At 60.6% G+C, this 12,709-nt stretch carries 8 protein-coding genes and 1 pseudogene; 8 read left to right on the top strand and 1 reads right to left on the bottom strand.

Going from position 1 to position 12,709, the window contains the following annotated elements; all coding sequences use genetic code 11:
• The coding region (locus ACFTZB_RS17555; RefSeq protein WP_378433240.1) for a hypothetical protein at positions 1-267 on the bottom strand (267 nt) is incomplete at its 3' end.
• 410 nt (positions 268-677) lie between these two features.
• On the opposite strand from ACFTZB_RS17555, the pseudogene ACFTZB_RS17550 reads away from it, so the two are divergent.
• The 8 genes and pseudogenes from ACFTZB_RS17550 to ACFTZB_RS17515 all read left to right on the top strand — a co-directional run bounded on the left by ACFTZB_RS17550 (position 678) and on the right by ACFTZB_RS17515 (position 12,671).
• Positions 678-1,433, top strand: a pseudogene (locus tag ACFTZB_RS17550) (FecCD family ABC transporter permease).
• A 564-nt stretch (positions 1,434-1,997) separates the two neighbouring features.
• Positions 1,998-2,657 carry a TetR/AcrR family transcriptional regulator gene (locus tag ACFTZB_RS17545; protein WP_378433239.1) on the top strand — a complete coding sequence of 220 codons (660 nt, stop codon included), beginning with the start codon at positions 1,998-2,000 and terminating at the stop codon, positions 2,655-2,657.
• 1,266 nt (positions 2,658-3,923) lie between these two features.
• Positions 3,924-5,321 carry an ABC transporter substrate-binding protein gene (locus ACFTZB_RS17540; protein WP_378433238.1) on the top strand — a complete coding sequence of 466 codons (1,398 nt, stop codon included), beginning with the start codon at positions 3,924-3,926 and terminating at the stop codon, positions 5,319-5,321.
• A 75-nt stretch (positions 5,322-5,396) separates the two neighbouring features.
• Positions 5,397-6,335: an ABC transporter permease gene (locus tag ACFTZB_RS17535; RefSeq protein WP_378433242.1), complete on the top strand. Its 939-nt coding sequence runs from the start codon at positions 5,397-5,399 to the stop codon at positions 6,333-6,335.
• A complete protein-coding gene (locus ACFTZB_RS17530; RefSeq protein ID WP_378433237.1) occupies positions 6,332-8,245 on the top strand; it encodes a dipeptide/oligopeptide/nickel ABC transporter permease/ATP-binding protein in 1,914 nt (637 codons plus the stop codon). The genes ACFTZB_RS17535 and ACFTZB_RS17530 overlap by 4 nt, the downstream gene beginning before the upstream one ends.
• Positions 8,242-9,306 carry an ABC transporter ATP-binding protein gene (locus ACFTZB_RS17525; RefSeq protein ID WP_378433236.1) on the top strand — a complete coding sequence of 355 codons (1,065 nt, stop codon included), beginning with the start codon at positions 8,242-8,244 and terminating at the stop codon, positions 9,304-9,306. Before ACFTZB_RS17530 ends, ACFTZB_RS17525 begins: the two co-directional genes overlap by 4 nt.
• Positions 9,307-9,581: 275 nt before the next feature.
• On the top strand, positions 9,582-10,478 hold the full coding sequence (locus ACFTZB_RS17520; protein WP_378433241.1) for a LysR family transcriptional regulator: 897 nt from the start codon (positions 9,582-9,584) through the stop codon (positions 10,476-10,478).
• A 63-nt stretch (positions 10,479-10,541) separates the two neighbouring features.
• A complete protein-coding gene (locus tag ACFTZB_RS17515; RefSeq protein WP_378433235.1) occupies positions 10,542-12,671 on the top strand; it encodes an acetate--CoA ligase family protein in 2,130 nt (709 codons plus the stop codon).
• The last annotated feature ends 38 nt before the right edge of the window (positions 12,672-12,709 follow it).

Here is a 12,709-nt window from a genome sequence, read left to right as displayed (position 1 = left end):
GTGGCCACTCAGACCGGGCCGGGACCCGTTGCGGATCTCGGCATTGCGGAAGGTTCGTTTTACCTCTGGATCCTTGAGCCCGCCGACGGATCGAGCAGGTGCTAGGACGTGGTGATGGAGGTCTACGTGCACGGTCTCCGCCCGCAGCGTGGACGACCTGCTTGCGGCTTTGGGAATCGATCCGGGTATTCCAGGTTGGACGTGTTGCGGATCTGTGCCGGACTCGACGCGGTCGTCGGCGCATTTCGCCCGCGCCCGCTCGATCATGGCGTTTCCTTACGCCTACCTCGACGCGATCTATCTGTATGTTCATTCCGAACACTCTCCGAGAGATTTGTAACTCGGTTGCTCCATACTCATGGGCCATGACCGCGGTCTCCGAGAACCGGCTCGCCGCCGCTCCCACCCAGTCCCACCCATAGCGCGTCGTGGGCGCCGGCGACGGCAACCGGCCGTCCTGATGACGATGATCGCGGCGCTGGCCTTCGGCGGCTTGTTGTCGGCCACGCTCGCGCACTATCCACTCTCGGTGGGCGACCTTGTGTCGGTAATCCGGGACCCGATCCGGCCACTGCCGATGTGGCGCAGATCTTCTACTAAATTTAGGTGCGGATTGGGTCCGCGATCATGGTGGGCCCAGCGCTCGCCGTCGCCGGCGCGTTTCAGGCCGTGTTGCAATCCGATGGTTCCCCGGGCGTCCTCGGGACATCCGGCGGTGCCGGGGGGGCGCCACACTCGGTCTGCTGTTCGCGCTCTGCGCGACCACAACCCAAACACTGTCGTTCGTGTTCGGGTTGGCCGCGATCGCCGTGGTCTTCGTCGCCGACCGCGCCGTCTATCCGCGCGGCGGTTCGATTCTGACGCTGATCCTCACCGGCATCGTCGTCGCCGTCCTGTGCTCGGCGCTGATCTCGCTGGTCAAATATGTCGGTGACCCGGAGAACAAACTGTCGCAGATCACAGCAGATCACGTTCTGGCTCTTGGCGGGCCTTCGGCGGTCCGGTCCGTGGACCTGATGGTGCTCGGCGGCGCCCTGCTGGTCGGGATCCCGCTCACGGTGCTGCGGTGGCGCCTGAACGCGTTGTCGTTCGACGACCAGCAGGCGCAGTCCCTCGGCATCAACGTGGCCGTGGTGCGGGGATCACCATTGCCGCCGCAACGTTGCTGACCGCGGCGGCGGTCTCGGGTGCTGGCATCGTCGGCTGGGGCGGGACTGATCATCCCGCACTTCGCGCGGATCCTTGTCAGACTCGACAACCGGTACGCGATGCCGACGGCAGTGTTGTTGGGTTCGATCTTCCTGCTCGCCGCCGAGGACGTCGCTCGGTCCGAGTCGAGCATCGAGATCCCGCTCGGCGTGATCACCGCAATGCTCGCTGCGCCGGTGTTCCTGTACCTCCAGGCGGCCGGAAGGCGACGCGGACGGCTCTGACCGTCGAACACCCCACCTGCGGCTACCGCAACCGGCCGGTCCTTCGCGACATCCGTGACGGGGATACCGTCGGGCAAGGTCACGGACCTGTGGGAACGTCATGTGGGGTGGCGTCCCGTGATAGTAGGCGACCGCCCGCCGCATCCTCCGCCTCCTTGTCGAGCAGCCGGATACGGTTGCGGGTCTTGAGGAGATCGTCGGATTCGTCCCCTGTGAGGCCGGGTCGTCGGGTGCCGACCTCGATATCAGCTTGCGCAGCCATTGCCAAACCCGCCTATGAGAGACATTGCACACCCTCGGAAACGTTGTCAACGACGGTTCCTTCGGTTTTGAGCACGCCTCGTGCTGGCGCCCTCAAGGCGCGCTTCCGGAGATCTGTACCGCGGGCGCGGCTGCGTAACGGGTGTTCTGGGGTCAGATCATGAGATGGGTCGCCGATTGCACCCATCGCATCTCCGCATCTCCGCATCTCGCGTTGCTGATGTCGTAGACTAGTTAACATTCGTTTGAAACACGTATAGCGGCCGATCAGGTTCGGTTGCGCTGGCTGACAAGATGGGGCCCATGGCTGAGTACATCGACAAGCGTTTGACGTCCGGGCCGTCCGTCACGCGGGCGGACGTACTCGATGCCGCGTTGACTTTGTTTGCCGAACGTGGGTATCACGGTACGTCGCTCAAGCAGGTGGCTGAGCGCCTCGATATCCGAACTCCGAGCTTGTACAACCACATGGAGTCGAAAAGCGCACTGTTACGCGAGATAGTGCTCGACACACTAGGTCATGTCGTGTCGGACTTCGAACGCGTCATAGCTGAGACCGACGATCCGGTCGAGCGCTTACGGAGGTCGACCGAAGTCTATGCCCTGCATCACGCTACCCATCCGAGAGAAGCGCTGGTGGTCAATCAGGATTCTTCGAACCTGGAGGAGCCGGAGCGTGCTAAAGCTCAGATTATTCGACGAGATCATGAGCGCGCCTTCCGTCAGCTGATTGTTGACGGACAAAATGTGGGTGTCTTCACGGTGGAGTCGCCCAAATTGGCCTCGTTCGCGATCCGAGAAATGTGTGTGAGTATCGCGCGTTGGTTTCAGTCGGGTGGGGAGCTGACAGCAGAGGACGTTGCACGCCAGCACGCTGATTACGCGCTAAGCATAGTGGGTGCCGAACAGAATTCTCGAGTTCCCCGGACGAAAGCCCGCAAGCCGGTCGCTCCCTCAAGTTGATCGCTGTGGAGTTGATTGTGTAGTCCCGCGGACGTCTGCGTGCTGCCGTGGCTACATAGCTGTCGACCCAACGGACGCGGCTCCTTGAGCGTGATCGGCCCGAGCGTATATGTATAGAGGTCCCGGACCCGCAGGCGCTCACGTCCGGTGGTCCGGCCGATGTCATTGCTGGTTGATTGAGCGGTGACGGTGACGTCTACCGGGGCAGGAGCGGACATCCGTTTAACCACGTGCGCGCGAGGCGACCTCAGCCTCACGAACCATCCAGAGCGTGACGGTCTGCGATTGATGCTCCGCGTGCCTGGGTTTGGTTTGACTGGTGTCTCGTCTGACATCGGGAATCGCGGGCTCGCCACCGCGAGGTCTGCGCGGGCGTGTGGCTCTCATCAGCCGATTTCTGCCCGAAGTGCTGCAGTAGTTCTTAAAGTGGTCGTCCTGTAGGTTTGGGGATTCGGCACAGTGGCTGAAGTCGGTTGAAGGCGCGCGGATGGCTAAAGTTCAAGGTGCGCAGCGTGTTCGGGGCGGAGATCGCTCGAACGTTGACCATCTCCACGGGCTTCGATATCTCAGGCGGCGTGTCGCAATGCCGCTTGGGGGTGCTCTCGTGGCGAGGACTGCGGACGGAAATCTACCAGACGATAGAATGGCGACGGATCAGTCATCGTTAGCTGCGCACTCGGCAGCGCATCTCGCTGGTCCCACGCGTGACCAATCTGAATCTGGCCTTTGCGGCAGGTGGCCACGGTCAGCGGACCCCAGCAGTCGCGGTCTGTACCCAGGGACCACAACGTAATTGGCCCTCGCTCAGGATCTCGCGCACTTCGAAGGCCCAGACGCGGCTACGGCGAAGTGAACCTAGATTCTGACAAGTGGGGGGCCACAGCTGGTCGCATGAACCAGAGCATCTTGGCTGCGCGATTCCAGAGATGTGCTCCGGCGACGAACCGCATCGCCGCACTTCAGTAGCCGACTGTTGACCATTGCCGCTGAACCCTCTACGTTATTAACTAACAATCGTTATTGTGCCGCGGATCACATCAAGCGGCCAGTGAGATGTACATCCGCACGTGCCCTCAACCTCTTGGAGGGTGGGGCTCGGAACATTGGAGAACGCAGAAGATGCATGGGAGATACCGCCCACAGGCGGTTGCTTTCGCTCTATTGATGCTCGCAGCCATGTTGAGTGCGTGTAGTTCGAGCAGTGGTCAGCAGAGCGATGAAGGGGTGTTCAAGTATGGACTCCCCATGGCGGCATCAGGAATCCACTTGGATACTGCCAAGTCGAGGGGTGAAGACGAGGTTGTCTACTACAAACTCTTCTACGGCACCCTGCTGCGCCAGTCCAGAGACGGCGTCTTCACGCCGTGGATGGCCAAGGGCGTAGAAGTAATCGATCCTCACACAGTGAAGATCGCCTTGAGGGAGGGCGTCCGTTTCAGCGACGGCGCGGCTTTCGACGCGGAGGCGGTAAGAACCAGTCTCCTGCGCGCACGCAGTCCGCTGACCCCGACCGCCCAGGCCGTTCTCGCGCCAGGCCTCAGGCAGGTAGATGTCGTGGAGGTGATCGATCCACTTACGGCTGTTGTGAAGTTGAGCCAACCTCTTGCCGGGCAGTTCTACGTCGAACTGTCGAGCGTCGCCGGCGCAATCATGTCGCCCAAGCAGATCGCTGCCAACCCCGACCAGATCGATACGATGCCCGTCGGCGCCGGCCCCTTCACTGTCACGGAGAACAAGCCTGGCCAGCGCCTTTCGGTGCGAAAGAACCCGGACTACTGGGACGCCGACAACGTGCACTTGGCGGGAGTCGACATCATTAACACTCCGACTGGACCGCAGCACGCAAATGGCCTACTGTCCGGGAAACTGGACTGGGCGAGTTACGTCTCGGTCAATAGCGCGGAGGCCATTGACGCGAACGACAAGTTTGCGACCGAGATTTCTAATGTTTACAACATCTATCTGAACATGTGTACGGCGGAATCGCCGTTCAACAACGAGAAATTTCGCAAAGCTGTCCAGGTCGGAATCGACCGTGAAAGGTTCTCGAAACTCGTCTATGGTGGCCTTGCGGAGCCAGCCTACAGTCTGTTGCCCGAGGACAGTGCTGCCTTCGACCCGGATTTGAAGAAGTCGATTGAGTATGACCCCGAGCGCTCGAAGCAACTCGTAGCCGAGTCAGGCGTTACCGCCCCCATCAGCTTGCACTACCCGGCGACGCTCAATTTTGGGGTGGAGTCCGAGACCCTTCAGGCGCAATTTGCGAGACTCGGTGTGCACGTCGATATTACGAGCGACCGTGATGTGATGGCGGGATTCATCGTTCCAAAGAAACCTGGAGCGCTGTTGTCCTTCTATTCCGGAAGTCGAACATTTCGTCAGTTCGACACGTACTTCGGCCCCGGATCCCCCATGGCTCTGTGTGGAGTCGACCGCCCGGACATCATGGAAGCGGTCCGTACGGCGGCAAGCGTCACGCCGGGCGACCCAACGGCAATTGCGTCGTACCAAGCTGCGGCCAAGCTGATTGCCGAGAGCGCTTACCTGATCCCGGTCGTGACCTATCCCAACGTTCAGGGTTGGAACACTGATCGTGTGGAAGGTAATCCCACCTTTGACGCGTTCGGGTTGTTGAATATCGACTCCCTCCATATTAAGAAGTAGCCAATGCCTATTCCAATTGTCGGCGGGATCGGTCGACATCCGTCATCAACGGAAGGTTCGTGACGCGTGCTCCAGATGATTGTAAAGCGCCTTCTAACATCGATACCGCTGCTATTCGTCATGTCGGTTCTGGTATTCAGCATGATCGCCCTAGTTCCCGGGGATGCCGCGACAACGATTGCCGGGGGCGGCAATGCCTCTCCGCAAGTAGTGCAGCAGATTCGGGAAGAACTGAATCTTGACGAGCCCTTCTTCGTGCAGTATGCAACCTGGCTCAAGAGTGCGGTGCAGTTCGACTTCGGTGAATCCCTGTATTCTCAGCGTCCGGTGGCTGACGAACTCCTGGAACGTCTTCCTGTCACTCTGAGCCTTGCGCTTGCCGTCTTCGCGATTGTCATCCCGCTAGCGCTGGTACTCGGCATCGTCGGCGGACTGCGTCCGGGCGGCCTTGGCGACCGCGGCATGATGTTCGGAACCAGCGTCGTAGTCTCCATGCCACCATTCTGGATTGGAATGGTGCTGATCTCAGTCTTCTCGGTGAGCCTCGGGTGGTTACCCCCTTACGGTTACACAGCGTTCGCAGATGACCCAGCGGGCTGGGCTCGGTCGATCATCCTGCCCGCGGTAGCACTCGCGGCGGCAGGTGTTGCCATGCTGTCCCGTCAGTTGCGGGCCGGCCTCGCGGACACGATGCAGTCGGCATACGTGCGAACAGCGTGGGCGAAGGGCGGGGATACGCGTCGCGTCGTTGTCGGTCACGCGTTGAAGAACTCTGCAATTCCCGCAGTGACCGTACTGGGCCTCATGGTCGGTAGCATCTTGGGCTCGACTGTCATTGTCGAGCAGATCTTCAATATCCCGGGTATCGGCTCCTACATGATCGCCGCTGTGAGCAGTAAAGATGTTCCGGTGATCCAGGCGACGGCCCTGCTCTTCGTAGTTGCTCACATTATTGCGAATCTGATGGTCGACATCTCGTACGGATACCTCAATCCGAAGGTGAGGGCGGCATGATGGGGCGAACCCAGAAAACACGCAGCAACAGTGTCTTTCGGCAGGCCGCGCGACGATATCGGCGGGACAAGGTCGCAATGGGTGCTTTGGTTGTACTTATCCTGATCGTCGGTGCCGCCGTCTTTGCTAGCGTCCTGGCACCGTATGACCCTCGAGAACAATTGGACGTGGAGCCTTTTGCGGGCCCGTCAATTGCGCACTGGCTGGGAACAGACCAACTTGGTCGCGACGTCCTGAGCCGGATCCTCGCCGGCGCTAGTGTAAGTCTGATGTTCAGCGTCCAGGTCGTACTCGCGGCGGTGCTAGTAGCGCTCCCACTCGGGCTCGTCGCCGGATATGTCGGGGGAAAGATTGATTCGCTCCTGATGCGTGTCATGGACGGCCTCCTAAGCCTGCCCGCGCTGGTGCTCGCTATCACGATCGTCAGTATGCTGGGACCGAATCTTCTCAACGCCGGCATAGCCATGGCGGTGACCCTTGTTCCCGGATTCACACGGCTGATCCGAGGGCAGACACTCGCAATTCGTGAAGAAGTATTTATCGACGTATCCCGCTCGATCGGCACCTCGACACGGGTGATAGTCGCGCGGCATCTGTTCCCCAACGTGTTGTCGCCGCTCATCGTGCAGGTCTCCATCTCCTTTGGCTTCGCCGTACTGATGGAGGCCGGGTTGAGCTTCCTGGGACTGGGCGTGCAGCCACCGACCGCCAGTTGGGGCGGCATGCTGAGTCGCGCGAATGACACAATGCTCAGCCACCCGTGGAGCGTGGTGGCCCCTGGACTCGCGATCATCCTCACGGTCGTTGCTTTCAACCAGGTAGGTGAAGGAATGCGATCCGCGCTGAACGTCTCGACGCCAGCGAAGCGATCCGGACGCTTGGGTCTGACGAAGGTTCAACGCCGGTCTGAACCCTCGGCCGCCGCCCATGACGACAAGCTTCTCGCGATTGAGGGCCTAGCCGTCGCGGTCGACACAGAGAAGGGACCGGTCCAGATCCTGGAGGACGTGTCGTTCTCCATCGCACGAGGTGAGGCGCTCGGTCTTGTTGGTGAGAGTGGATCAGGAAAAACCGTCACGTCCCTCTCAATCATGCGGCTACTGCCCTCGCCGCCGGCGCGAGTCATTGGAGGCTCAATCCGGTTCGAAGGCAAGGACTTGCTGTCATTGAGCTTCGCCGACATGGCCGCGTTGCGCGGCAGTGGCATCGCCATGATCTTCCAGGATCCCATGTCGAGTCTAAATCCGGCGATGACGATCGCTGATCAGATCTCGCAAGTAGTGCGGTGGCACGAGGGATTGACACAACGTGAAGCAACGGCACGGATGCTCGAAACCCTGGAACTGGTTGGCATCCCGAAGCGCCGGGCATCGTCCTATCCCCACGAGTTCTCTGGCGGAATGCGGCAGCGGGCGATGATCGCCATGGCGCTAGTCGGTCGCCCAAGACTGCTGATCGCCGATGAACCAACGACCGCTCTCGACGTTACCGTTCAGGCACAGATCCTCGAACTTCTGCGGGACCTACGCGCTGAACTAGGAATGTCGATGTTGTTCGTCAGTCACGATCTCGGCGTGGTAGCCGACACCTGTGACCGGATCGCCGTTATGTATGCCGGGCAGGTCGTCGAGCAGGGCACTGTTCGCGAAGTGTTCTACCAGCCGAGTCACCCATATACGAGAGGGCTACTGCAGGCGATGCCGCAGTCGGCGACGCCACGGTCACCCCTTTATGTCATCCCTGGCCAGGTACCGCAACTCTCCGAGTTGGAGGAAGGGTGTCGATTCGCGTCCCGCTGTGAATTCGTCCAGCCGGAATGTCACAGTGCCATTCCGATGCTGAACGCGGGATCGAACCATCTAGCTCGCTGCGTGCGCAGTGACGAACTGACAAGGATGGGTGTCAAATGACCCTCGCTGCTCCTCAGACATCGACGAACACGCCGCTGATCGAGTTGAAAGGCGTTTCGAAGACCTTCCCGGTACGACAAGGCTTGTTGCAGCGTGTACGGTCTCATGTTCATGCGGTATCCGACATAAGTCTTCAGATCTATAGCGGTGAGTCGGTCGGACTCGTTGGTGAGTCGGGCTCGGGGAAATCGACACTCGGACGCCTCGCCATGCGACTCCTGGACCCCAGCTCTGGCACAGTGCATTTCGAAGGCACCGACGTAACAAATCTGCACGGGTCGGAACTCCGGACTATGCGCGCCGGAGTCCAGACAGTGTTTCAAGACCCGTTCGGCGCCTTTAACCCGCTCCTGCCGTTGCGCACCAGCGTCAGTGAGCCGCTACAGGTGCACCGAGGATTGAGCAAGGGTGACTGTTTGGAGCGGTTGCGGGAACTGTTACCGCTTGTCGGCTTGTCTCTTTCGCATCTTGAGCGCTACCCTCGCGAGCTGTCGGGTGGCCAGCTGCAGCGTATGGCGATCGCCCGTGCCCTGGCGGTCGAGCCCCGTCTTCTTGTTCTCGACGAACCGATCTCTGCACTCGACGTCTCCACGCAGGCGCAAGTGATCAACCTTCTGGAAGAGCTTCAACGCAAACTCGGCGTAGCTTATCTGCTCATTGCTCACAACCCCGCCCTCGTCCGGCATGCGAGTGACCGCATCGCAGTCATGTATCTCGGAGAGGTGGTCGAGATTGGCGACGCGGGCGACGTCTATGACCACCCGAAGCACCCATACACTCAAGCGTTATTGTCAGCTGTCACCGTTCCGGACCCCGACGCTCAACGGACGAGGCAACGAATAATCTTGCAAGGCGACATCCCGAACCCCGCTGATCCTCCTCCAGGCTGTCGATTCCATACTCGCTGCCCATACACGATGGACATCTGCCGAATCGAGCCACCACCGCAGTATCCGCTCGCGAACAAGGGGGCTGTCCGATGCCATCTACATACAGTGGGGGCACTGGAAGGTCGTCCGGTCGCTGAACTCGGAATGCCCACGGTGGTGACGTCGGCGTAGCGGAAGAACTCTGTACGGATCGACCGGGTAGCTGTTGAATCGAACCTTGCCGCGGTCGAGGGTTATCGAACAACATCACGGAACCGGCCGGCCAGTAGCGCACCTCACGCGGTCGCGGCGCTCATGGTGGTCGCCAAGCCCTCACGATCCGGCCGGCGCCTGGCCCAGTGCCGCGACAAGGTGAGCGACAAACCCGTTGAGAGAAAGACGGGCACGGTGCGGGACCCGTGAAGCGCAGTGCGAACAGTTGAGTAGACAGGAGGGACGCTTTGGACGTGCGCCATCTCCGCTATTTCGTTGCGGTAGCCGAGGCTGGGAGCATCGCAGCAGCGTCCGAGTATCTCGGCCTCGCGGCAAGTCCACTCTCAAGGAGGATTCGTGATCTTGAGACGCACATGGGCGGAGCTCTTTTCGTCCGTCAACCCCGTGGCCTGCAACTGAGCCCATTAGGGAAGCGGTTGTTGCCAACAGCGCGACGGGTGATCGCCGAGTTTGAGGCAGTAGAGCGTCTTCGAGCACGATCACCGACTCGGCGGCTCGTCCGTGTCGGCCTGGTCCCTGGCATTCCCGCACGGCTGTCATCGGCAATCTACGCTGCGCTCGAACTGTCGCAACCAGATTGCGATGTGGACTTTCGGCCCGGGACATCGCCAACTCAATACGACCTTGTGCGCAGGGGCTTCCTCGATCTTGCAACGGTGCGCCGCGTCGAGTCTGATGAACGACTGAGTAGCCTTCACCTATTGAACGAGGAACACATTCCTCTTGGGCCCATTGATTCACAACGCGCCCTTGCTCATTCATCGTCGCGCCCGCCGCTGGCCGGATGGACCTTCGTGTGTTCGCATGATCCGGATTTTAGCGATGAGCTGATGCGGTTTTTGCAAAGCCAGGAAGTCAATGACGTCAAGATCGTTCCCGGCGCCGACGTGCATGCCGTGGCAGCTATGGTACAGGCACCCCAAATGTTCACAATGGGCCGTCCGGGTGACGTCGTCGAGGGTCTGGTCCCGCTAAAGAATTCCGAAAATGTGCGCGTCTCAACACGACTCGTGTGGCGGAAGGACCGAACAGACCTCATTGACGTGGTCCTAGCGATCGAGGCTGCAATCACCGCGAATCCTCCGTCATATTTGCCGGACCCATATGGTCCGGCAAGGTCACCAAACTGATCATGGTCCTTCGCTATCCGGCTGCCTAGTATTGCGCTTAATCAACGCAAGAGGAGTACAGAAATGGCCATAGACGTCTCAGAAATCAAACAGGGCGAAGACTTTCGGCCCGCGCATCGACTTAAGCGTCTATTCGCGCCGAGAAGTGTCGCTCTCATCGGAGCCAGCGATAGGTCCAATTGGTCAAAACCCATCCATCATGCCCTAACGGTATACGGATTCACCGGACAGCTCTACTACGTGAATCCTCGAGGCGGAACCGCGCATGGCCAGAAGCTGTGGACCTCCCTCTCGGCCCTACCCGAAGTCCCCGACCTCGTATTCCTCGTGGTGCCGGCACACGCGGTGCCGGGCATCGTCGCGGAAGCAGCGGCACTCGGCGTCGGTGCGGTCGAGGTGCTGTCATCAGGCTTCTCCGAGGAGGGACCGGAAGGGGCAGCGCTCCAGGAGCGCCTCGCCACGGTGTCGCGGGAGTCGGACATACCCGTGCTCGGACCCAACAACCTCGGATTCGTCAATGTGCACGAGCGGATCGGGTTGTTTCCCATGGCGGAATCAGAGCCCCTTCCAGCGGGATCTGTGGCGATGGTCTCACAGAGTGGAAACCTGGCCAGTCAGGTACAGACTCTCGCGCGCACCTTCGACGTTGGACTTTCCTTCGTCGTGAGCACGGGCAACGAGGTGGATGTCACAGTCGGGGATGTGATCGACTACCTCGTCGACGACGAATCGACGGCAGCTATCGGTGTGTTTCTGGAGATGGTTCGACACCCCGAGCGGTTCCTCGCTGCATGCCGGCGCGCGCGGCAGGCGGGAAAGCTCGTCGTCGTCCTCAAGGCTGGACGCAGTGAAGCTGCAGCACGGTCAGCGCTCGCCCACACCGGGTCGCTCGTCGGAGACGACGCCATCATTGGTGCCGCGCTCGAGGCAGCCGGCGCAGTTCGCGTCGACACCTTGGAAGATCTCGTTGCCGTTGCAGATGTTTTCACGCGCATCGGTGAGATTCCCGGAACTCGAGTCGGCCTCGTTTCCATCTCCGGCGGAGCTGGAGACATCGCCAGCGACCTCGCCGAGCAGCTCGGCCTCACCCTGCCCGACTTGTCCAGTCCGACGAAAGAAATACTGACAGATATCCTTCCCTCGTACGGAACACCCCAGAATCCCCTGGACATGACAGGTCTCGTTGTCCCAAAGCCGGAGATCTTCGGCCAGGGAGTTGCTGCGGTCGCGTCAGACGAGAGCATCGACGTCGTCATCGCCGTTACGGAGGCCGAGCACACCGCGGCAGATCTCAACGACGGGATGCTCGCCGGGCTGCTTGTAGCCGCCAACTCCGCTCCTCGACCCACCCTCCTCGCAACCACAACCGTGCGCCCTGTCGCACCGTCCACCGCGGGCCTTCGCGCTGAAGGAGCGACCCCGGGCGTCTCGTACGGTCTCGATCGCGTTCTCACATCGATCTCGGCTATCGCAGACTGGACGAAGGGGGAGGGCACATTACGAGAGGAGAACGCGCGGCACCTGGAGTTTAGCGACATCGGGCCCTCCCAGGGCACATGGTCTGAACGACGCTCGCGTGAGCTTCTCGAGAGGGCTGGGGTGCCTGTCGTTCCCGTCGTGTTCGTCCGCCCCGGAGAGGAACTGCCGACTCAGCCCGAAGGGCTGTATGCAATCAAAATCGTTTCGGACGAGATCCTTCACAAGTCGGAAGTCGGTGGCGTGAAACTGAACATCGATGCCGCCGACCTCCCGGCCGCTGTCCGTGAGATTCTTGACACAGTTGCAGCAAATGCGCCCGGAGTGAACCTTGAGGGTGTGCTCGTAAGCCCGATGCGCTCTGGCGGTGTGGAGCTGCTGGTCGGCGCTGTACGCGATCCCGATTGGGGTTGCGTGCTTGCTGTTGCCCTCGGCGGAATCTGGACCGAAGTGCTCGCCGATGTGCAACGGATCGCGCTGCCAGCCGATGCGGGCTCCATTCGTCGCGCCATTGAGCGACTTCGAGGTTTCCCATTGCTTGACGGTGCGCGCGGATCGGTCCCGGCCGATCTCAATTCCCTGGTTTCTATCGTGTCAGCCGTGGGTGAACTCGCCGTTGCGCTGGGACCGAATCTCGCAGCGCTGGAAGTAAACCCGCTGCGCGTCGACGGCACGACGATCGAGGCGCTCGATGCAGCTGTCGTGTGGAACGACTGACGTCCTCGATCGCACCTGATCTCTAGAACTAAGGAGAG

The sequence above is a fragment of the Rhodococcus sp. NPDC057014 genome (assembly GCF_042673295.1).
In the GTDB taxonomy this organism is placed as follows: Bacteria; Actinomycetota; Actinomycetes; order Mycobacteriales; family Mycobacteriaceae; genus Rhodococcus_F.
The sequence above is the reverse complement of the archived record's forward strand: the minus strand, read 5'-3'. Positions and strand labels throughout refer to the sequence as shown.

Coding starts and splice junctions, on each gene's coding strand:
- ACFTZB_RS17515 (WP_378433235.1), top strand. CDS start 10,542: ATGGCCATAGACGTCTCAGAAATCAAACAGGGCGAAGACTTTCGGCCC.
- ACFTZB_RS17535 (WP_378433242.1), top strand. CDS start 5,397: ATGATTGTAAAGCGCCTTCTAACATCGATACCGCTGCTATTCGTCATG.
- ACFTZB_RS17545 (WP_378433239.1), top strand. CDS start 1,998: ATGGCTGAGTACATCGACAAGCGTTTGACGTCCGGGCCGTCCGTCACG.
- ACFTZB_RS17525 (WP_378433236.1), top strand. CDS start 8,242: ATGACCCTCGCTGCTCCTCAGACATCGACGAACACGCCGCTGATCGAG.
- ACFTZB_RS17530 (WP_378433237.1), top strand. CDS start 6,332: ATGATGGGGCGAACCCAGAAAACACGCAGCAACAGTGTCTTTCGGCAG.